The sequence below is a fragment of the Paenibacillus sp. DRB1-1 genome (genome assembly GCF_052119485.1).
GTDB lineage: Bacteria > Bacillota > Bacilli > Paenibacillales > Paenibacillaceae > Paenibacillus > Paenibacillus polymyxa_B.
The window spans coordinates 3,403,528-3,425,254 of the sequence record NZ_JBODQH010000001.1; the positions used below are offsets into that span (position 1 = coordinate 3,403,528).

The following is a 21,727-nucleotide window of genomic DNA, read 5'->3' on the forward strand; positions in this document are numbered from 1 at the left end:
TTGTTTATATGGTAAATGTTTGCTATGTTAAAAGTGCATTTATTTCAAATTGTAATTTATTATTGATTTGGAGGTGTAAGGTATGGCACGTGTATTAGTAGTGATCACGCCTGCTGAAGGCCATGTTAATCCGACACTAGGATTAGTGAAAAGGTTGGTAGACAGTGGGGAGGATGTTGACTATGTGTGTACGGAAGAATACCGTACGAGAATTCAACAGACAGGAGCACAGATGATAACCTACCCTTTTGTTGATGATGCTTTTTCTAAAGACTCTGATTTAAAGCCAGCAGAATACAAACATCATTATCAATTTGTGTACATGATGGTAAAAGGTATGATTCTTCCGATTATTCCAGAGGTTTTGAGAGTTATTGAAAACAGAACCTATGATTATTTAATCTATGATTCTTTGATGGGTTGGGGAGGCACGATTATTGCAGAGAGGCTGGGAATCCCTGCTGTGTGCTCTATCGCTTCTTTTGCTTTTGTAGAGCCATTGGGATCGGGGCAAGGCATGAATGACAATGATCCGGAGGTAAAAAAGATGTACACGGCTACGATGCAAATAACGCATCAACTAGCTAAGGAGCTTCAGGTTGACGCTCCGGCTATAGAAGAGATTGCTCCTCATGGCGGGCGCTTAAGAATAGTTTATACAAGCCGCTATTTTCAACCGCAAGCCGAAAAACTGGATCACAGTTTTATTTTTACAGGTCCTTCTATTGTACCGCGTAAAGATGCTCCATCTTTCCCGTTCGAACAACTTCGTGTTCTGCATCCACAGGCGGTTTACATTTCAATGGGTACTATTTTGAATAAAGACTTGGAATTTTATAAGCTTTGTTTTGCAGCATTTCGCGATTTGCCTGTGCAGTTTGTGCTGTCTTCAGGCAATTATACAGACATGGAGCCATTGGCCCCGTATATCCCTGACAATTTTATAATCAAGCCTTATATTCCGCAATTGGAAATGCTTCAGCATGTGGACGCTTTTGTTACACATGCGGGGATGAACAGTACAAGTGAAGCCCTGTATTACAATGTGCCGCAGGTCATGATTCCTTTAACATCGGATCAGCCGATCGTAGCCAGTCGGGTGCAGGAACTGGGAGCGGGTGTTGTTGTGGATAAAAATGAGCTTACACCCGCTAGTTTGAGAGCTGCCTTATTAGAGGTATTGAGTCATCCAACCTATAAAGAACAGGCTCACGTGATCGGCGAATCATTACGCCAGGCTGGTGGGTATAGACATGCGGCAGATACAATTATGAGTCATTTCTCCACCATAGAAAAATAAGGCGCAGTCTATATACTGTGATTCCTTTCTTTTAAAGCAGCAGATTTTTCAAACTCTAATTTCTTTGAAATCGCCAGAAGACCAAGGGAGCAGATGATTAGGGCCAAACATACCCAATAGGTGTTTCGGTAACCAATCCATTGAGCGGTTAATCCGCCCATCAAGCTCCCCACCAGTCTTCCAATGGTTGTCGCATTGGAATATAGTGTCGATGCGTACCCTGGAAGAGAGGGCAATAAATCCTGCATGTAACTAATGCCAATGGCAGAAATCACTGCAACAAAGAAGGCTAGAAGAAGCTGCCCCACGAATAGCTGCCACATCTCCGTAGACATAAGGACAAGGATATAATAGGCAACTCCTGTTAATGCCCCTAAAAATACAAGCAAACGGTTGGAGTATTTAGCTGCTAATACGCCTAGCATGAGCATCAAGGGTATTTCTAAAATTGCGCAAATACTGGATACTAGAGCAACGTCACTCGTGTCACCTTTTAAATTGTGAATGATGAACAAGGAAATATTTAAACTGTTCATCCAGTGAGACGTATAGAGCAGAGTAAGAACTAAAAAGGGGATCAGAATCTCAACATTTTTATGTAAAGTAATGTGATGAAGTGAAAGTTGATTCTTATGTTTAAGCTGAGCGGGAGGCTGCTTGATAAAAAAGAATAAAAGAACAGCAATGAGAACAAAAATAGAGGTCGTTCCCATAAAGATACCCTTAAAGCCCGTATGTGCAATCAAAAAGGAACCAAAAAGCGGCCCGGTAATAAAGCCAAGAGAAAACATAGACCGAAGCGTTGAATTAGCAAAGGCGTGATCCGCAGATTTACTGCGATCTACTGCTTCACGTGCACTGGCAAATAACTGCGGCATCCCAGGAGCACCAATGGCCGTAAAGATCGTCATATAAACAAAAAGTACATAAAAATTTTGGATTACAAGATATCCTGCAAAGGCTGTGGCATTAAATAACGTACAAATTACCAAAATTTGTTTACGATCTAATCCGGTATCAGAGCGTTTGGCAATCAGAGAGCTTATCCATATGCCACAAATCAAAGTCACAGCTGTAAATACACCAAAGGTTCCCACAGATACGCCAAGTGTACTTGTAAAATATACAGCTAAAAAAGGTGCGCTGATGGATATAGCCATACCTTGCAATAACATGCAGATCATGAACAATGGGTAGTTAGGGATAACAAAAAGATTCTGAATACGCTTTAGCATTTCATTTTTACACTCCTTCCGAATACATATCAATCCCAACCAAACTATATATGACTTTAGCATAATTTGTATATTTACACGTTGTAAAATATTATATATTATTTTTCACTTTGATGAGCAGGTCAATACAGGCAAAGATACAGTAACAGGCAAAGCGTCAAACTCTCCACACCTTCAACTACTAACCTAGCTATGAGATCATGAGATTAACCTGAATACGGAGGGGAACTCATGAATGCCAAAGAACAACGCAGACAAGATTGGCACACACGTATCGCAGCCTATCGGGCAAGTGGTCTCACGATGAAAGCTTTGTGCTTCGCAAATCATCTGGACCGTGCTCCTTATACTTCTTGACCCATTGGTATACTTGATGATAGGAAACCTGATACTGTTCCGCTGTCTTCCGGTAGTCATGATCGTGGGCAAGACAGTGAAGAACAACGTCTATTCGTTCTTCTTAGACAAAGGAAAGCTCCCCTTCAAGTAGCGGTTTATTTATTAAACCTGTCTACTTGAAGGGGAGCATATCAAAATCGGGAGCCTGTTCCGTAATTTATAATAGCGAGGTTACGAACTTCACCTCCGGAAAGCGGTTATCCGGTCCTTTCATTAAGATTCCGCCTTGATTTTTCAGATACCTATCGAAGAAATCCAGCATATAGGCATTGATAACGGAGTTCGCTCTTTCGGGCGCAATCTTTCCTGTAATGCCCAGCATTTCGAAAATCGGAGAAATGAACTGTACGTCGGCAAAATTCAAATGCTCCGTATTTTCGATATAGAGGACTTGTCCCCCTTCGTCGACCGTTTCGCGCATCCGTTCAAGCTCCAACTTTTTATCTTCCGTTACTTGATCCTCCCACTCTCTTGTTGAGCCCATACGGTTAAGCTCTGCATCCGTGTAGACCCGGTTATCCATCACCATTTTTAATTTTTCGAAATAGCTTTCCGAGTTGATGAACAAAAACGGCTTTCGCAGACCCTCTCTGTCACGCAGTCGATAAAGCCCTCCATCAAGGTCTATTCCAACCGCGATTCGCGGATCGTAAGAAGCGTCATAGGCCGTCGCTCCGCCGATGGAATGACCGAACACCCCGACATGACCGAGATCAATCCTCCCTTTTAGATGACTTGGAATCTGCCCCGATTGGATGAGCTCGAATTGGTCCAGCGCAAACGCCACATCGCCGGTTAAAACTTGTCCCAACTTGTCGCGATTTCCTCTACTCGTCTGATAATCATAGGCGGGCGAGAATAAGTCGTTGGTTGTGCTGGTCGTGATTCGCCCGTCCGGAAACTCGGTTGCAAATGTATTGTAGGTGTGGTCGATCACTGCCACGATATATCCATGACTCGCGAGATTTTCGGCTTGCGACGTGTGGAGGAACCTGGAAGAGCCGTTGCCGGGATTCGCAAGGATCAGCGGGTATGAAGTCTGTGCCGAAGAGACTTCGGCCTTCGAATAAGCATGACTGGATACGTACTTCAGGTGTTGAAAAGTAAACCCGGGAAGGCCATAGTCCGCGGCCATATAACGTAAAATCTGGGTATCGGGAATAAAGGGAGCGTACTTGTCGGTGCCAGCTTGAGCCGGATACCATACCTGAACCATCAATTCCCTTTTGCCTGTCGCGGTTTTGCCAAATGTCTCCTCCCGGCTTGGATCGATGAAATGAAAGACTTGCGTGCCTACCTTCAACTCGCCGGTTGGCGCCGGAAAGTCGAATACGGGAAACACATAGAGGAAGCACCCCGTTGCGATTAGCCCAATCACGATAAAAAGGCGGCCCAGCACCCTACGGATTCGCGAGGCAGTCCGAACGACTTTCAGCGTTATGAAAACGTCTATAAGCGAAAGCATAAGCATCAGGATCGTAAATCCGTATAAAAATAAAAGCTGAACCCTGTATCCTTCGACAAGCAAATGTATCACTAAAAAAATGGAGCCTGCTCCGCTTGTCAGGAGCAAAGCTGGTCTTCGGATACGTTGATTGAAAATGAACAGCAGTGCCAACAAACAAGCACTTGAAAAGAATAGCAGCATTTCAAAAAACCTCACGCCAACTCCCCCTTAAAAATAATCCTATCAATGGATTAGTATAGAGAAGCAGCTAGGTTGATACCATTGATCTAGATGACAATGGCCTTACACTCTTGTAAGGTTGCGCGAAGATGGCACAGAAAACGGCATGTAATGTGCTGATTCCTGCCTTTCGGCCGGGGTTGTTTGTTTCACAATTGTGAAGACAGCTCAATCTCCAATCTCCGATACAATGATTTTCAGAACTCGGCTTCTTGCTTCGTTTATGGAAGGGTTCAAAGGCGAGATTGACCGAAACACCTCGGTCAGCTTCACTTCCGCTAACTTGTTAAATCATAATTCAGCATAACTTAGCCCTCATCTAGTTGAACAGGTGGGGGCTATTTGACGCTTACGTAACAGGAGTGGGGTGTAGATATGTATGTGAAATTTTCCTGTAGGATTTGCCTTAAAGACTGAAGCGATCTACGAACTGCTTGATCAGTTCATTCAACAATCCGGCGGCCTTCGTAGGAAGGCGATGATCAGCTTTCTTAAGGAAAACCAGCTCACTATTTGGTAATTGTTGATGCAATATTTTGGCATAGGGATGAAAGTGCTTATCTTCTTCACCATAAACGAGCAGGACAGGAAGATGGATTTCCCCGAGCCGTGAGGTGCAGTTGTACTTCAAGCTGTAACGGTAATATTGTTCGACATTCCTGGGATTTCCCTGCTTCGCATCGTTGAATAACTTACGGAACAAAGATAGTTGTTTCGTTTGTGACCAAGCAATAGAAAGGGCAAGCGTACCGACTGCGCTGATTTTGGAAAGAGCAATGCCCAAAGAAATTTTGTTTCTTAGTCGCCATTCGTTTACTTCCGACATTCCACTGATAACAATGCCTCCCCATGCCCGATCTGGATAAGTCAAGAGGAACTCAAGTACTATCGAGCCTCCGGTAGAATAGCCACACAAAAATACTTTATCTAAGCTCATCCGGTCCATCAAATGTTTAATATCCAGGGCGATGAGAGGATAAGTAACTGTTTGTTCGGAAGGCTGACTTTTACCGTGTCCTCTGATATCAAAAGCTATAGTTCGAAAATCGGATGATAATCTTTGGAATTGGTATGTAAAATTTAAGCTTGTGAGTACTGGAGGGTGAATGAATAGGATGGCCATTCCTTCCCCGGAATCCATGTAATACATAGAGTATTCGTTTATGTTTGTAGTAGTCATGGTTATGCTCCCTCCCTGAATGGTTTGATCTTAAATTTGGCTTATTAGATCCAAAAAATTCATGGAGGTGTAACTTTAATTGCTTGTATGAGATACCTTTGTCCCGATGATCCAATGCAGGAATAATATTTTTAGTACAAGAAAAAATAAGAGGATCAAGTTTTTCTAAGAAAGGGACGCATACATGGGCATGAAAAATAAGGTTACCATAGCACTAGTGCTGAGTTTATTGTTGATGATCTTGGGCTGTAGAGCAGACTCCAGTCAACAGCTAAAACAACAGAGTGTGAAGCCACCTATCACAGTAAATCAAATGGGCAAAAAACCTGTCATTGTGATCTTAATTGATTCTTTAATGGATAAACCTTTGCAAGATGCGATTCAAGAAGGCCGCGCACCGGCAATGCAATATCTCCTTAATCAAGGGCAATATTTCCCGCATGTAGTGAGTTCATTTCCCACGATGTCTGTGACAATCGACAGTACATTATTAACGGGAACGTATGCAGACCAACATCATGTACCCGAACTCGTTTGGTACAGCGACCCAAAGAAACGCATGATTCTCTACGGCAATGGTGTTAAAGAAGCCTTGAAGATAGACCAACTGCAAGTATTCTTAGACGCAATTTACCAATTAAACCAAGTTCATTTGAATAAAAAAACGAAAACCATACATGAGGAATTGGCCGACAAAGGAAAAGAATCCGCGTCCATCAATGCTATTGTCTTTAGAGGGAAAACGAAACATGCCTTAAAAGTGCCTGACTTCATAGCGAATAGCAACAGGGTGCCAGAAAAAATGATAGTAACAGGGCCTAAATGGTTATCTTATGCAGCTCTGGCACAATTGAATCCGAAAAATAGCTGGAATACTCCTTTGTGGAAAAAATTTGGGATGAACGACGAATTTTCCGCAAAAGATACCGCTTTTCTAATAAGCCAGAAAAAACTTCCAGACGTAACCATCACATACTTTCCAGAGAATGATAATTTGGCGCATAGAAAGGGCCCGACTCAACTGGAGGGAATCGAAAAAGCGGATCAAGCACTGCAAACTGTGTTGAATGCATATGGTTCGTGGGAACAGGCTGTAAACAATGCGATATGGATTGTCATGGGTGACAGTGCGCAAAGCGCTATTTATGATGATCGACAGGTAGCAACGGTTGATTTAAAGTCGCTTTTGAATCATTACCGCATTGTAAAATTAAATCAACCAGTAAGAGACGAGGACCAAATTGTGATTGCCGCTAATGAACGGATGGCTTATATCTATGCGATAAACGATAACGTAGAGCTGTCCAACGTGGTGAAGCTTTTACAAAATGAGGACAAGCTCGATATTATCGCTATGAAAGATGGTAAAAACAATATTCATGTTACAAAGGGGAAAAAGGGTAAGCTGTTTTCTTATCATCCCGGTGGAAAATTCATCGATGAATATGGGCAATCGTGGACCTTGTCGGGCGAAGAGGACCTTGTGGATATTACGGTGAATAACAACCAGATCAAATATGGAAAATATCCAGACGTGTTGGCGAGGCTACACGGGGCAATGAATTCACATAAAGGAAGATATGTTGTCGTCACGGTCCAACCTGGATATGAACTCGTCGGCGAAAGTTCTCCTACCCACATCGGAGGGGGAGCTCATGGATCGCTGCATGAAAAAGATTCCCTTGTCCCATTAATTATTTCCGGAACGAATACACTCCCCAAAACACTGCGAATCGTTGATATAAAAGACTGGATTATGCAATTGGTGAACGAATAAGTATTATTCGTGCTTGATATTAAAACTGTACTCCATTAGTATATAAGCATATAGTTATATGAGTGGAAAGGGGGCACACCTTGGATCAACTTGGTTATGTAGCCGATCATTTAAAGCTATTGGGGGATAAAACTCGGCTGGCTATGCTTTCCCTGCTAAGAGAGAGAGAATGGTGTGTTTGCGAATTTGTAGATATCTTTGATATGTCTCAGCCAGCCGTTAGCCAACATTTGAGAAAATTAAAGTCGCAAGGAATTGTAAAAGAAGAACGGCGAAGTCAGTGGGTGTACTATTCCTTAAATGTAGACGACAAGCCGCATATTCAAGCTGTTCTTGAGAGAATGCCAGACTGCAAGCAGATTTTAAAATGGCTGAATAAAGAGGAGCCGATCGCATTTTGTGGACCGGATTCCTCAGCTTGTTCATCCTAAAGTCTACTCCGTTTATATCCTTGGGGATAAACGGTGTTTTTAATATAAGTGTATGTTTATATGGTAATGTAATGGAGGTTTAAAACATTGATTTTGTTGGCATGCATTATATTTTTAGCCACTTTAGTGTTGGTGATCTGGCAGCCTAAAAATCTGTCCATCGGATGGTCTGCCTGCGGCGGTGCCATACTCGCCTTGTTAGTGGGTGTAGTCGATTTACATGATGTTTGGGAAGTTACTCATATTGTCTGGAATGCGACACTGGCTTTTGTAGCCATTATTCTGATTTCGTTGGTGCTTGATAAAATCGGCTTCTTCGAATGGGCGGCGCTTCACATGGCACGAGCTGCGCGAGGAAGCGGAACCCGGATGTTTGTTTATGTGACCATTCTTGGCGCCGTTGTTGCTGCTTTTTTTGCGAATGACGGTGCGGCCTTAATACTAACACCGATTGTACTGGCGATGGTTCGGGCACTTAAATTGGATGAGAAAATGGTTTTTCCTTTTATCATAGCGAGCGGTTTTATTTCAGACACGACGTCGCTTCCGCTTGTGGTCAGCAACTTGGTTAATATTGTGTCAGCCGATTTCTTTGGGATCACCTTTATGGAATATGCGAGTCGCATGATTATACCTAATTTATTTTCTTTAGCTGCCAGTATAGGAGTACTGTATCTCTTTTTCCGCAAAAGAATTCCGAAAACGTTTGATGCGACACAATTAATCACGCCTGCGGAAGCGATTAAAGATCCAAAGATGTTCCGTATGTCCTGGATCGTCCTCGCGGTTTTGTTCGTTGGCTACTTTGCATGCGAATTTTTTAATATTCCCGTTTCGGTGGTGGCCGGTATTATTGCTATCTTTTTCTTATTGATGGCGCGTAGAAGCCCTGCAGTGCCGATGAAAGAAGTCATCAAGGGCGCTCCATGGGCTATCGTATTTTTCTCCATCGGAATGTATGTTGTGGTGTATGGTCTACGTAATGCCGGTTTGACGGATCTGCTGGCCCATGTGATTCAAGCGGCTGCCGATCAAGGTATGTTTGTGGCCACCATGGGCATGGGTTTTATTGCGGCGATTATCTCGTCGGTCATGAATAACATGCCTACGGTCATGATTAATGCGCTTGCCATTGATGCCACCCATGCAACCGGTATAGTCAAAGAGGCGCTGATTTATGCTAACGTCATTGGGTCGGATCTCGGGCCGAAGATAACCCCAATCGGTTCGTTAGCCACATTATTGTGGCTGCATGTGCTTCGTTCGAAAAACGTGAAAATTTCTTGGGGGACTTATTTTAAAACGGGCATTGTCTTAACTATTCCTACACTTTTTATTACCCTACTGGGCCTATATCTGTGGTTAATCATTTCATAATTGAACATTGAAGGAGACGGTAATGATGGAAAAGAAGACAATTTACTTTTTGTGCACTGGTAATTCTTGTCGCAGTCAAATGGCAGAAGGCTGGGCCAAAAAATACTTGGGAGACCATTGGAATGTATACAGTGCGGGCATTGAAGCACACGGCCTTAACCCTAAAGCGGTGCAAGCGATGAATGAAATAGGGATCGATATTTCCGGTCAAACTTCAGATATTATTGACTCTTTTTTGCTGAATGGTGCTGATTTAGTTGTGACCTTGTGCGGAGATGCTGCTGATAAATGTCCTATCACACCTCCGCACGTTCGTCGTGAACATTGGGGGTTTGATGATCCGGCTAAAGCACAAGGAACAGAAGAAGAGAAATGGAGCGTATTCCAGCGTGTACGGGATGAAGTAGGGACTCGTATTCGGAAATTTGCGGAGACTGGTGAATAAACAAGGTGCATAGCTATAGTATTTCAAACAAGCACGCCTCCTTAAAGAGGCGGTGCTTGTTTGGCGTTTTTTTCCTTTACAGAATACTCTTCCAGTACCTTTGTTTTATCTCCATAGATCCTATCCAAATGATCTTCTCCCCATAAGCAAAAACGATCAAGCAGATCTTTAAAATCCCATCCATATTCACTAAGCTCATATTCCACTTTGGGGGGAACTTGGTTATAAATAATACGGTGGATGATTCCATCCTTTTCAAGCTCTCTAAGCTGTTGGGTGAGCACTTTTTGGGTGATTTTCGGAATGAGTTGACGAAGTTCGTATGTACGTTTTCTGCCGCTGGTTAAATGGTGTAGGATAATGCCTTTCCACTTTCCACTGATGACCTCCAAAGTTGCCTCGATCCCGAGCATATAGGTTTTGGCTTTGTCTTCCATAGACTTTCCCCCTCTCCGATCTGTAGTACAAAAGGCACTAAGGAACCTTAAAGTACCTACAGTACATTGAAGTGCGTACTTCACACTTTAATGTATAACATCCATAATAGCATCTGTAGACAGGGTTCAACAATTATGAGGAGAAAGAAGGTTACGGATACATGAAAGTTCTATTGGTCGTCACGCATCCTAGAGAAGATTCACTTACCCTTGCGGTCATGAATCGTTTTGTAGAGGGATTGAAAGAGAATAAGCACGAGGTAGATATTTTGGACTTGGATCGGGATGGATACAATCCGGTGTACAGTGCTGCAGATGAGCTGGATTGGAATACGACCCATAAACAATATGCTCCTGAAACGCGGAAAGAGATGGATAGAATTGCAGCTGCGGATGCTCTGGTCTTTGTGTTTCCACTATGGTGGTACAGTGTGCCTTCCATGCTAAAAGGGTACCTGGATAAAGTCTGGAACAAAGGTTTACTTCAGGAATTTACGACGAAGCAGGTTTTGTGGATGTGCTTGGCGGGAGGGACGAAAGAACATCTGATCAAGTATGAATATCACGATTTGGTTACTCATTATTTGAATAAAGCCATTGCTGGTTACGCAAGAGTAAGAGAGTCCAAGGTAGAGTTCTTCTATGATACTTTGTCCGAATCGAAAGAATACATTGAAGGTTTACTGGAGCACGCTTATCAATTAGGTCGGGCATATAAGTGAATTTTATTCTGATAACAATGAGAATTTAATATTATTGAGGTTTTTTCAAAATCCTATTATTGAAAAAGGGTTAAGGCTCGTTAGACGGCACTTAACCTTTTTTATTTTATAGACGAGACTCTATCCTTTTATAGGCTCGTGCATAGGTGCTGACGGTGCTCCTTGCATAGATAACCCGCCGCCAGTTGTGCTTGCTGGAATAACGGGATGTGGTGAGCCCTTTTCAGAAGCAGAACCCGCAGTTTGCTTGGCCAGCTTTTGTTTTTCCCACAGGGCTCTGGCGATAACCAGCATGGAGAGTACACCCACATATAGTAACAGAGAACCGAGTTCGGGAAGCATCTCCTGCAAAGGTGCACCACGCAGACCCATGGTGCGCAGGAATTTATACATCCATACAAAGGGGAAGAAATCACCGATTTGAATCGCTAAAGGTGGAAACAGTGATCTGGAAAGAACAGCCCCTGATAAAACAAAAGCAGGCATGAGTATCATCACCATTCTGCCAATGGCTATTCCCGGATGTGCAGCGCCCCATGCAACCAGGACATTGATACAAACGGTACCGAATACATACAGGACAACCGGAATTATAAAGAGAATCGGATTGGCCTCGAAACGGCCTCCTCCAAACACTTTAAGCATCCCGAGAGAGAAGATTAAGCCAGCCGTCGAAAACAGCGTATAAGGAAGCATACGCAGTAGTATGTTGAACGGATTTTGCAGCTCAGCAGCCAGCCTCTTGGAAACCTGGAGTCTAGCGACCAGAGGTAAGCTATTTATGTTTAGTATCATAAAAGAGAACATACAAGTGAATGCAAGTATCGTCGTATTCTGATAGTCATTGGTTGGATTAAACAGGGAACGCACCTCCAAGGCGATACCATTGAGGGCCCCTTGGGCCTGTTCTGCGTTCATCCCGGTTTTCAACATAGCTGGGACAGACAGTTCCATATTCTCGGAAACGCTAATTTCCTGCATAGCTGTACGAATCGAAGTAATAGATTGTACATTGGTATTATCGAGAATGAGACCCACGCGGCTGGAAAGGGAGCGATTGTGATTATCCTCTAAACCATGCGGCAAGGAAATAACAGCCAAATATTGCTCATGATAAAAATATTGTTCAGGGTTGTCCGTATACGACACAATCTCAGCTACGTTCATATACGGAGAAGCATCTATTTTCTGAATGAACTCACGGCTGTAAGCTGTGTTATCTTGATCCACCACTACCACGTTAGCGTCGTTAATCTGGCTGCTTGGGAGCAACAGTGAATACCCCAGTACGGCAATCAACGGGAAGATGATTGCTATGATCGGATACTTGGAGTGAACCAGATACGACCATTCATCACGAAGAGATTTCATTTGTATTCACCTCAACTGTCATGCCTGGTAGCAAAGTTGCTTCTCTTGTTACATATACACGTACCTGGAATGTAGCGGTATCTGCTTCTCCTTTTTCACGGGACATCTTCACATTAGCGAATTGTGGTGCAGCAGTTACATAGCGTACAGTACCTTTCAAATCCTTATTGAGACCAGAGATATGAGTTTTAATTTCTTGGTTGGCCTTGAATTTACCCGCTTGTTCTTCATTCACATAGAGATCGTAATATAAATCGTTGGTTTCCAGGGTAATCACAGGAGCCCCTTGCGCCACATTTTCGCCGACTTTGGTACTAATCGAAGTAACCTTGCCATCCTGTGGTGCTTTTAACACCAGGCGTTCCTTTTTGAGCAGCAACGTTTTAAGCTGAACTTCCTGTGTGTCTTTTTGTTGCTTTAAGAGGTCAATAGCCAGCTTCTGGTCAGCCAACTGTTGACGGCTCTGCTGAATGGTTTCCAGTTGGGTCTTGGAACGATCGACGGACAATTGGGCACCGCGAATTTCCTCCTCGGCTTGTTTTACCGAAACGGCTGCTTGTGTCGTCTGTTCACTGGCCTGCATACGTTCTTCAGAAGTGGCGCCATGAAGTAGCTTTTGAAGAGACTCTTTTTGCTGACTCAACTGATTTGTCGCTAAAGTCAAGGAGGATTCGGCATCATCCAACGCTGCTTTGGATGCACTTCCTGCATCATAGAGTGCTTTATTACGCTTATAGTTGGTCTGCGCTGTCTGAACGTTTTTGGTAGCTGAGGCTACGGCAATTCGTTGCTGCTGAACATCTTCATCCCGAGCCCCGTTATTGACCTGTTGTTCCGCAGCAGTGGCTTGACGCTCAGCCGCTTGTGCCCGCTGCAATGCGGCCTGACTTTTACTCTCAGTCACTTGAGCTTGCGCGATATCTAGCTGTGCCTGTTTTTCCTGAGTTGTTGCTCGTGTATACCCTAAATGGATGGATTGTTGTTGTTGGCTGATTTGCGTATTGAACTGGGCAATTTGTGTCCGCAGTTGCTCAATTTGCAAATCCACATCTTTAGAATCCAAAGTCATAAGGACAGTTCCTTTTTTTACCTTAGTTTCTTCTATTACCGGGATGTTCAGGACTTTGCCGCCTACTTGTTCAAACGATACATGAATGCTATCCGAATTTAGCGTTGTTCCTTTAACGGATCGAGAAGCATTGACTTGATCTTGTCCGTTGGTCTGAAGCAGGAACCCCCCGCCGATAAGGCAGGCAATAGAAATGACAGGGATGATGAGGCTGGCGACTTGTGTGCGATTCATAAGTAATACGCTCCTTAAATTCCTAAAATGAGTTAAACATAGACTCGAATAAATATCCTGATATGTACATTTTATTTATTCTTTTATTTAATAATTAAAAAAGTTAGCCGACTAACTAAAATACAAAATTAAAACTTATTCTGGCTTTGCTGCTTTATATATCTCTTTTGCTTGAGGGATGCCGCTTTCTATTTTTTTCAGTAACATCAGGAGCAGCTCTTTTTCATCGGTGGATAGGTGGCTCATCAGTGTGGAAGTGCTTGTAAAATGTGTAGGCAGCAGTCTTTCCATCATTTCTGTTCCTTGTTCGGTCAGTTTAACAATGCTCATACGGCGGTCGGAAGGGTGTACGGATCTCATAGTAAGCCCATCGCGTTCCAGGCGATCAAGTAGACCGGTAACGGTAGGCTTGCTAACCCCTACTTTCTCCGCAAGCTCTGTAGCCAGCAATCCTGTATGGATGTTGCGGTACAGAAGAATTAGTATTGAAAATTTTCCATGAGATATACCGAATTTCTCAAAGCCCTCAAAACTGACTTTAAAAACACTGGAAGATACTCGCATAAAAAATAGCATAGCTTCTGTCGCTCTTACATCAATCTCGGGGATACGCTTAGAAAATTCTTGCAGCGCCTCACGAGTGGGCAAGTCCCGTAAATCAAAATCCATAGGGTTCTCCTTTCTTCTTACAGTATGTTCCAATCGACAAATTAGTTAGCCGACTAATATTAATCTATAAAGAATTAAATTTCAAGCTAAATTTTGTTGAGAAAGCCACCTCGATTTGCAGTAAGTGCTTGCCCACTGAGGACTCAATACGAGGTGGTTAAATTGTTGGATTGTATCCATGGTCAGATGAACAAGAGGGAACATTAGTAGTTTAACTTTTTAGTTTTGTTCCCGATCTTTAAGCCCACCCCAATCATCGTACATATGATCATAGCCAGTAAGAACAAGGTTGGAATAGATGTTTCAAAAAGGTCGAGACTCAACCCGATTAAAGTAGGACCGAGAGAGCCCAACAAATAGCCACCAAATTGCATCATCGCAGACCATGAGGTGGCCTCTTCTGCATGAGCGGCCTCCTCAATCGGAATGAGTAGCGCTAAAGGAAACAGTCCACCAGCTCCCATGCCCAGAAAAATAGCAGCTACCCAAGGAGAAAAGTGTAACATAAGCAGAATGATGCCAAAAAATTCAGATAAACTACATAGTAGTAGCCACATTCTTCTGTTACCTGATTTACCAACCAGGAGAGGAATTAAAAAGCTTACCGGAATTTGAACCAATGTAAATAGGGTAAGGGTCATACCAGATTGAGAACGGTCTAAGCCAGTAGCTTGTACGATGGGAGCCAACCAAGCGGTTATAGCGTAAAAAATAGCCGCCATACATCCAAAAAATAAAGTAAATAAATGTACCCTTTTGTTTTTAATAAAAAAAGCTGAAATTTGCAGGTTTTTTTTAGGAACTTCTTTAGGAACTTCTCTTTTTTGGAGCAGGGGGAGAAGGAGTACCACAGCGGGAACCGCTAAAATACTCCAAAAGCTTAGAGCGTGCTGCCAGGAGTCCATTTGTTGAAATAGGGGTACTGAAAAGCTGGATGCAACGGCTGCCCCGATCACCATAGAAACGGAATATAGCCCGGTTAAACCCGGTTTTTCAGGAAAATATTTTTTGATAAATCCCGCAATTAGAGGCCCGGCGATTCCTATGCCCACTCCCGAGCATAAGGCGGTAGCGAGCAAAAAGAATGTATGATGAACGAACATACGTAGAAACGTGGCAAGAAGGATCAAAAGCATGGCTACTAGCAAAGATCTTTCAACCCCTAAACGATGTTGGAGCCAGATAGATGACAGAGAGAAGAGACCCATACAAAAAATGGGGAGCGCCGTGATTAAACTGGAGGTCACCCCGGATAGTCCCAAATTATCTTGAATGACATCCAGTAAAGGCCCGACGGAAGTAATGGAGGGTCTTAAATTTAACGAGATAAAAAATATAATCATGATGAGATACAACAAGCGCATTCGAGACACCTCTTTTCTTTAACATTGAACTCATTGTAGAGTTCGCTTTATAATAGATCAATACTATTTATTCTATATAAACAATAGCTATAGACTATTGTTTGGAGGCGAGATTCCATGGAAGTTCGACAATTGCAATATTTTCTTCGATTGTGTAAAGAGCTGCATTTTTCTGAAGCTGCCTACAAACTGGGGATTTCGCAACCCACGCTAAGCCAGCAAATACGCGTATTGGAAGATGAATTGGGAGTCCCATTGTTCGACCGTATTGGCAAGAAAACAGTGAAGACGGAAGCGGGCGAGCTTCTGGAGCACTACGCCTCACAAGTCATTCAGCAGTTGGAAAATGCGAAAAACGCCATATCTGATCTGACCAACCTCAATAACGGTCACTTGCGCGTAGCGGTTCTTCCCTCGGATCTGGATTATCGGTTAACCCCCATTCTAATTAGTTTTCATAAGGAGTTTCCTAATACAAAAGTTCAAGTTATTCCCTCCATTGATATTTACAATCAAGTGCTCGATAATAAAGTTGATATTGGAGTAGGTTTGGAGATTCATTCGGATCACCGTTTGCACCGGATTCCTTTTTATACAGAAACCCATAGCTTGTATGTGAATATAGAGCATCATTTAGCAGACAAAGATATGATTGTACCGGGAGACTTGGCAGACATACCTTTAGTGATGTATCCCAAAGGATTTGTTGGACGTGATTTGGTGGATCGTTGGTGTGAAGAAGAAGGTATTTCTATCCATCCTTTGATGGAAACAGGATCAGCAACATCTGTGTTTCAAATGGTGAAAGAGGGGATTGGAGCTACGATTCAGCCGAGTCAACTGATTGACAGCTTTGGATCAATAGGAATTCGAGCCATTCCCATCAAGCATGCACCTACCCGACATTTAGAAATGTTTTATCGTGTAGATAAATATTTAAGTCCAGCCGCGAAAGCTTTCATCAAAAGAATGGAGACATATTTTAAATTTGATACACAAAAGTGAGGGATCTGGAATGACGACAAAATTATACTACACTGCTCCAAATCTTACGGAGTGGGACACTCATATTACACAGAGCATGGAAAGGGACGGAAAATATTTGGTTATGCTGGAGGAAACGGCCTTTTATCCGCATGGCGGAGGCCAGCCTTGTGATACAGGAACAATTCAGGGCGTCCGTGTATTAGATGTTGTCCTCGAAGATGGGGACATTTGGCATCAGGTAGAGCGTTTGCCGGAGGATCGAAAAGTGGCCTGCCAATTGGATTGGGAGCGCAGATTTGATCATATGCAGCAGCATAGCGGGCAGCATTTGCTGTCAGCGGTTTGTCTGGAACTGTTGGGTGCGCGTACTGAAAGCTTTCATCTGGGACAAGAATATGCCACGATTGATGTGAACTGTTCGGATGTAACACCTGCGCAGCTATCAGCAATCGAACAGGAAGTAAATGAGCAAATCTATAGTAATCGTAGCATAAAAAGTTTTTTTGTAACCAGTGAGCAATTGAAGGATATTCCGCTTGTGAAAACGCCCAAAGTGACGGAAAATATTCGGATTGTCGAGATCGAGGGCATTGAATATAATGCTTGCGGCGGTACTCATGTAGCTCAGACCGGGGAAATTGGGATTATTAAATGCTTAAAATGGGAGAAGCAGAAGGGGATGGCAAGAATCCATTTCAAATGTGGCGTTCGCGCACTCCAGGACTTTAACGATAGTGTTCAGATACTGGATGTGTTATCTACGAAGTTTAATACCGGGCGAAAGGATATTTTGACCCGATTCGAAAAGTGGGAGCAGGAGCACAAGCAGCTCAAGGCGCAAGTGGAGCTCCTACAAGAGGAAAATGCTTCGTACCAGGCGAAAGAGTTACTATCTGCTGTACAGGGGCATGTTCTTGCTCATGTATTCGAACAAAAATCCCTTCAGGACATGCAGCAATTGGCTACCAAGCTGACAGCTGAGCATGATCTACTTGTTTTATTTGCCACAACAGCAGAAAACAAAATTATTCTGGCACATAACGGCACCCAATCTGTTGCCTGCGGAGCATTTTTGAAAGAGAATCTGGGCGCGTTTCACGGTAAGGGGGGCGGTAGCAACCAATCTGCTCAGGCTGCATTCTCGTCCCGCGAAGACCTTTTGAATTTCTTTGAAACGGCCCAGCGGCAGTTCATTCAGGGTTGATGTAATGGAGGATTAGTGGCGGAGGGGAAGCTTCCACTTTTCCTTTTCTGTAAATAAAATAAAAGAAAAAATAAGTGCAATAACAGCGCCCCAAATGGCCTTATCTCCAATCGTCAAAGTCAGAAATCCCCCCAGCAAAGCCCCGACCAAAAAGGCGGCCAGGATGACACCATAACGCATTGCTCGAATGGCAGCGTTCGTGTCCTTGGTCGTTATGGCGACATACAGCGCCTCTGTAGCAGATCGGAGGTTGCCGGTGCTGACAGTAGAGGTGTATGGCACATCAATGAGCTTGCGGAAGGAAGTCATTTGTACAGAAGCGACAAACGAGACGATCACCACCACTACCGTATTGGGAACTCCCTGTGGAATCAATCCCACGATGAAAAAAATTGCAATTTCCAGTAAAAGAATAGCGCGGGTCCAGTCCGGAGTTAGACGGTGGGTTGATTTTCGTTTAATCCCTTCAGCAACAAAAACGCCTAGTGAAAAGGCGATCAGGGGCGGGATATAGGCTAACGCCTGAATCCAGTGCCCTTGAATGGCTTTGACAGCCAGCAGCACGATATTGCCTGTCTGTGCGTTGGCGAACACACCGCCTCTCCCAACATAGGTATATGTGTCCAAAAAGCCCCCTACTAATGATAGTAAGGCGCCCAGTCGTAACGATTCGGACGTTACCTGATGTAAATGGATTTTGCCTTTCATAATCACGGCATATAAGCCTCCTATGCTAAACGTCGATTCTTTAAAGCTAACATGAAAATCCAGGACCATACAATTAAATTAGTCACTTTAGCATGAAAATGACACAAAGAAGCCACATCAGGTCCATACAGTAGAAAGGACCTGATGCGGCTTGTTGCAGTGTTGTTTAAAGTGCCACCTGGAACTTCGAGAATGTGCTTATTGCAGAGCTTGAACGAGGGCTTTACCATACTCCTGAGCACCATCTGGACCGTCGGCTGTAATAATGTCGCTATGCGCAACGACATGCTGTGCCACATATTCGGCTTGATGCGATTGGAGCTGGTCCTTTTGTACATCCACAGGATAGCATGTAGCTGTTCTACCAGAGAGTAGTCCGGTTTGAGCCACGGCCACAGAGCCTGCGCAGATGCCAGCCAATAGTTTCTTTTGCTCATGCGTTTGTTTCAGTAGAGCTTGGAGATCCCCGTTATTCCAAAGATGATCATTCGTTCCTGATCCGCCGATCACAGATACCACATCATAATCAGCCAGCACAGCGTCAGTAAAAACAAGATCAGCTGTCGCTTTACCGTTGTAGTCACCCGTGATTTCGCCGGTTTTTGTACTAGCTAGCGTAACAGTAACGCCTGCTTGCTCCAGCGCTTCCTTCGGTTTAAACAATTCATCCTCATTAAAGCGCTCTGGGGGTATAATAAAAAGAGCTTTTTTACTCATACTTCATTCCTCCTTGAATGTGAAACGATATCTACTATTGTAGGATGGCTTCGTCAGGCTGTGAAGAATGCACTTTCAAGTACGGAGGTTACCTGCAGGTTACTATTAGAGTGCAAACCATGATGATTTAGAAGGGGTTAATTGATATATGTCCGATACGCTAAGAGAAGAAATACGGGAGAAGATCGTTAACGGAGACTATAACTGCGAAAAGGAACTGACCCTTTCGGTCTTAAGCGGAAAGTGGAAGGTCGTCATTTTATGGCATCTGGGTGCAGAAGGGGCGCACCGTTTCAGTGACCTGCAAAGGCTATTTCCGAAGCTGTCGCATAAAGTGCTGACCAATCAGCTGCGGGAGTTGATGGAGGACGGCATTGTGCACCGGGAAGTGTATCCCGAGGTACCTCCAAAGGTGGAGTATTCGATGACCGAGCTGGGGATGACGATTTTACCCATTGTGGAGATGATGTATGACTGGGGGAAAAAACGGGTGCAATCCATTCGTGAGGCAATGCAACGCAGCGGTGAGGGAAACGTTTAAATAATGGAATCGATATGTAGGTGAATCAATAAAGTTCCTTCATATGAAAAATAGAACGCCTTGCACTATGAGTACAAATTGTACTTAGAGCAAAGGCGTTCTTTGGCATGTTAGCAGTCTGTGTGTTTTTATCATGTTAGTTTAAGAAAAATAGCTGTAGCCCATATGGATCATTGCTTTTCAAGTGCTGGTAGAACCTCAATCCAACGTGTAGCCCAAGTACCGATATGGTCAAACAAAGGAGCTAAATCGCGTCCCTTATCTGTAAGAGAGTATTCAATCCGTACGGGCTTCTCGGGATAGACCATACGTTGTATGATTCCTTCTTCCTCCAGCTCTTTCAGACGGTCGGAAAGGACCTTTCCACTTAAATTAGGGATTGAATTCTCAATAGCGACGAAACGTTGCGGACCATTGGTTAGTTGAAATACGATCAACACCGTCCAACGCTTACTCAGTAGCTCCATAGCTTTTTCAAACCGTGGGCACATCTGCGGAATGTTCATGTGATCACCTCATGCTCCTATTATTAACGATTCACTGTTAAAAGTAAATGATTTTACTTTACATAAATTTATTACTTGACGAAATTGAATGATATAAATATACTTTGTTACATAAAGTAACTCATTGGATTGGACACGGAGATTTATATATGAAGATTTAACAAGATGAATATGTATTACGGCTTATAAAAAATAGTTTTGTAGGTATGGGCTATCAGTTGAGGCCATGGTTCGGGCGTAGGGGGAAGTCAGATGAAGTTGGAATGTGAAGTGTGCGTAGTTGGAGGAGGACCCGCAGGGACTTTGTTGTCCTGTCTACTGGCAGAGCAGGGTGTATCCACGATATTGATTGAGCGGCAGAGCATAGCGGGAAAGGCCTTTCGCGGTGAAATTTTAAATGATGAGGGTCAGGAAGTGATCCAAAAGCATAAGCTGCTCGAACAAATTCATGAGGACTATGTTCTCGCCTCCACTAGAATCGAATACTGGGAGCATCAGCAGCAAGTGAAGACGGTCAAGCCAGCATCAGTAGATGGTAATGTGGGGGTTCATATTCCACAGCCTCGATTTTTGGAGTCTCGGCTCAAACAGGCGTCAACTTACGAGTCCTTCCGTTACCTGGCGGGTACAACTGTGACTGCGTTGGAAGGTAACAGCGAGCAGGGGTACACAGGCTTGATCGCCCGCGATAAGAACGGTCATGATATCACGATTGACAGTTCGTTGATTGTAGGGGCAGACGGCCGCTATTCGACTGTGCGCAAGCTGGCGCAGATGCCTGTGACAAACATTCGGCACGGCTATGATCTGCTATGGGCGAAAATCACGGCACCTGCTGGGTGGGAGCCCGTCACTCGTCTGGCACGGGTCAACGGAGGGCAGTTGGCTTTATTCTCGCAGGCTGAGGGCTATATTCAAATTGGCTGGAATGTGGAGCAAGGTAGCTTTCCAACCCTGTTTAAGCAATCTTTTGAACCATTTATACAACGGTTTACCGAGGCTTTTCCAGATTTGAAGCATAGTGTGCATGATCACATTCGTTCATGGAAGGACTTTGTACCGTTGGATATTTTCAGCAGCCGCAGTGACACCTGGGCGCAGAACGGACTGGTCCTTATTGGAGATGCGGCGCATACCATGACACCTACCGGAGCTTTTGGCTTGAATGCAGCTTTGAAGGATGCCGATGTGCTAGCCAGTGAGCTTCTTCGTTTACGACAGAAGAGCTATACCGCAGGAGACCTAAAGGCGTTCGAAGACGGACGACGACAGGCTGTCACCGAGCTTCAGGAACGGCAGCTGACGATGGAATCCACGTTTCATGAACATTTCTTACACATAGTTCAATGATTTATGATCCTGACAAT

23 protein-coding genes are annotated in these 21,727 nt (G+C 43.8%); 11 read left to right on the plus strand and 12 right to left on the minus strand.

Annotation, left to right across the window (positions count from 1 at the left end):
* The first annotated feature begins 82 nt into the window (after positions 1–82).
* Positions 83–1,300, plus strand: a complete 1,218-nt coding sequence (locus ACQW03_RS14980) for a macrolide family glycosyltransferase (protein ID WP_071643133.1) — start codon at positions 83–85, stop codon at positions 1,298–1,300.
* 8 nt (positions 1,301–1,308) lie between these two features.
* Here ACQW03_RS14980 and ACQW03_RS14985 read toward each other — a convergent pair whose 3' ends face one another.
* Positions 1,309–2,535 (minus strand): sugar efflux transporter, encoded by a 1,227-nt coding sequence (locus ACQW03_RS14985; protein ID WP_071643131.1) that lies wholly within the window; start codon positions 2,533–2,535, stop codon positions 1,309–1,311.
* A 231-nt stretch (positions 2,536–2,766) separates the two neighbouring features.
* On the opposite strand from ACQW03_RS14985, the gene ACQW03_RS14990 reads away from it, so the two are divergent.
* On the plus strand, positions 2,767–2,892 hold the full coding sequence (locus ACQW03_RS14990) for a hypothetical protein (RefSeq protein WP_257791061.1): 126 nt from the start codon (positions 2,767–2,769) through the stop codon (positions 2,890–2,892).
* On the opposite strand, the gene ACQW03_RS14995 is transcribed toward ACQW03_RS14990, so the two are convergent.
* The 3 genes from ACQW03_RS14995 to ACQW03_RS15005 form a co-directional block, all read right to left on the minus strand.
* Positions 2,834–2,986, minus strand: coding sequence for a helix-turn-helix domain-containing protein (locus tag ACQW03_RS14995; RefSeq protein ID WP_441952405.1), 153 nt, complete (start codon positions 2,984–2,986; stop codon positions 2,834–2,836). The genes ACQW03_RS14990 and ACQW03_RS14995 overlap by 59 nt on opposite strands.
* A gap of 105 nt (positions 2,987–3,091) precedes the next feature.
* Complete coding sequence (locus ACQW03_RS15000) at positions 3,092–4,597, minus strand: alpha/beta hydrolase family protein (protein WP_441950362.1); 1,506 nt, start codon at positions 4,595–4,597, stop codon at positions 3,092–3,094.
* Positions 4,598–5,027: 430 nt separating this feature from the next.
* Positions 5,028–5,801: an alpha/beta fold hydrolase gene (locus ACQW03_RS15005; protein ID WP_076294338.1), complete on the minus strand. Its 774-nt coding sequence runs from the start codon at positions 5,799–5,801 to the stop codon at positions 5,028–5,030.
* A 184-nt stretch (positions 5,802–5,985) separates the two neighbouring features.
* On the opposite strand from ACQW03_RS15005, the gene ACQW03_RS15010 reads away from it, so the two are divergent.
* The 4 genes from ACQW03_RS15010 to arsC all read left to right on the plus strand — a co-directional run bounded on the left by ACQW03_RS15010 (position 5,986) and on the right by arsC (position 9,831).
* Complete coding sequence (locus ACQW03_RS15010; protein WP_441950365.1) at positions 5,986–7,578, plus strand: alkaline phosphatase family protein; 1,593 nt, start codon at positions 5,986–5,988, stop codon at positions 7,576–7,578.
* 80 nt (positions 7,579–7,658) lie between these two features.
* Complete coding sequence (locus ACQW03_RS15015; RefSeq protein WP_441950367.1) at positions 7,659–8,009, plus strand: ArsR/SmtB family transcription factor; 351 nt, start codon at positions 7,659–7,661, stop codon at positions 8,007–8,009.
* An 87-nt stretch (positions 8,010–8,096) separates the two neighbouring features.
* Positions 8,097–9,386, plus strand: coding sequence for an arsenic transporter (locus ACQW03_RS15020; protein WP_441950369.1), 1,290 nt, complete (start codon positions 8,097–8,099; stop codon positions 9,384–9,386).
* A gap of 25 nt (positions 9,387–9,411) precedes the next feature.
* A complete protein-coding gene (arsC, locus tag ACQW03_RS15025; RefSeq protein WP_071643118.1) occupies positions 9,412–9,831 on the plus strand; it encodes an arsenate reductase (thioredoxin) in 420 nt (139 codons plus the stop codon).
* Positions 9,832–9,872: 41 nt separating this feature from the next.
* Here arsC and ACQW03_RS15030 read toward each other — a convergent pair whose 3' ends face one another.
* A complete protein-coding gene (locus ACQW03_RS15030; RefSeq protein WP_013373192.1) occupies positions 9,873–10,268 on the minus strand; it encodes a winged helix-turn-helix transcriptional regulator in 396 nt (131 codons plus the stop codon).
* A 161-nt stretch (positions 10,269–10,429) separates the two neighbouring features.
* On the opposite strand from ACQW03_RS15030, the gene ACQW03_RS15035 reads away from it, so the two are divergent.
* Positions 10,430–10,990, plus strand: coding sequence for an NAD(P)H oxidoreductase (locus tag ACQW03_RS15035; protein WP_441950371.1), 561 nt, complete (start codon positions 10,430–10,432; stop codon positions 10,988–10,990).
* Positions 10,991–11,110: 120 nt separating this feature from the next.
* Here ACQW03_RS15035 and ACQW03_RS15040 read toward each other — a convergent pair whose 3' ends face one another.
* From ACQW03_RS15040 to ACQW03_RS15055, 4 genes are all read right to left on the minus strand, one after another.
* A complete protein-coding gene (locus tag ACQW03_RS15040) occupies positions 11,111–12,361 on the minus strand; it encodes an ABC transporter permease (protein WP_441950373.1) in 1,251 nt (416 codons plus the stop codon).
* Positions 12,345–13,664 (minus strand): HlyD family secretion protein, encoded by a 1,320-nt coding sequence (locus tag ACQW03_RS15045; protein ID WP_441950375.1) that lies wholly within the window; start codon positions 13,662–13,664, stop codon positions 12,345–12,347. Before ACQW03_RS15045 ends, ACQW03_RS15040 begins: the two co-directional genes overlap by 17 nt.
* Before the next feature lie 135 nt (positions 13,665–13,799).
* A complete protein-coding gene (locus ACQW03_RS15050) occupies positions 13,800–14,333 on the minus strand; it encodes a MarR family winged helix-turn-helix transcriptional regulator (protein ID WP_272639157.1) in 534 nt (177 codons plus the stop codon).
* 203 nt (positions 14,334–14,536) lie between these two features.
* Positions 14,537–15,697, minus strand: a complete 1,161-nt coding sequence (locus tag ACQW03_RS15055) for an MFS transporter (protein ID WP_441950378.1) — start codon at positions 15,695–15,697, stop codon at positions 14,537–14,539.
* 117 nt (positions 15,698–15,814) lie between these two features.
* Here ACQW03_RS15055 and ACQW03_RS15060 point away from each other — a divergent pair, with 117 nt between their 5' ends.
* A complete protein-coding gene (locus ACQW03_RS15060; protein ID WP_025722497.1) occupies positions 15,815–16,702 on the plus strand; it encodes a LysR substrate-binding domain-containing protein in 888 nt (295 codons plus the stop codon).
* A gap of 10 nt (positions 16,703–16,712) precedes the next feature.
* Positions 16,713–17,888, plus strand: coding sequence for an alanyl-tRNA editing protein (locus ACQW03_RS15065; RefSeq protein ID WP_071643109.1), 1,176 nt, complete (start codon positions 16,713–16,715; stop codon positions 17,886–17,888).
* 12 nt (positions 17,889–17,900) lie between these two features.
* Here the strand turns inward: ACQW03_RS15065 and ACQW03_RS15070 are convergent, their stop codons facing one another.
* Together ACQW03_RS15070 and ACQW03_RS15075 are read right to left on the minus strand one after the other, a co-directional pair.
* Positions 17,901–18,602, minus strand: a complete 702-nt coding sequence (locus ACQW03_RS15070) for a YoaK family protein (protein ID WP_441950381.1) — start codon at positions 18,600–18,602, stop codon at positions 17,901–17,903.
* Between the two features lie 192 nt (positions 18,603–18,794).
* Positions 18,795–19,313, minus strand: a complete 519-nt coding sequence (locus ACQW03_RS15075; protein ID WP_441950383.1) for a DJ-1/PfpI family protein — start codon at positions 19,311–19,313, stop codon at positions 18,795–18,797.
* A gap of 148 nt (positions 19,314–19,461) precedes the next feature.
* On the opposite strand from ACQW03_RS15075, the gene ACQW03_RS15080 reads away from it, so the two are divergent.
* Positions 19,462–19,854: a winged helix-turn-helix transcriptional regulator gene (locus ACQW03_RS15080; RefSeq protein WP_441950385.1), complete on the plus strand. Its 393-nt coding sequence runs from the start codon at positions 19,462–19,464 to the stop codon at positions 19,852–19,854.
* Between the two features lie 170 nt (positions 19,855–20,024).
* Here the strand turns inward: ACQW03_RS15080 and ACQW03_RS15085 are convergent, their stop codons facing one another.
* Entirely contained in the window at positions 20,025–20,360 is a 336-nt protein-coding gene (locus ACQW03_RS15085; RefSeq protein WP_023990392.1) for a winged helix-turn-helix transcriptional regulator, read from the minus strand.
* A 252-nt stretch (positions 20,361–20,612) separates the two neighbouring features.
* On the opposite strand from ACQW03_RS15085, the gene ACQW03_RS15090 reads away from it, so the two are divergent.
* Entirely contained in the window at positions 20,613–21,710 is a 1,098-nt protein-coding gene (locus ACQW03_RS15090) for an FAD-dependent monooxygenase (protein WP_441950388.1), read from the plus strand.
* Positions 21,711–21,727: the final 17 nt, after the last annotated feature.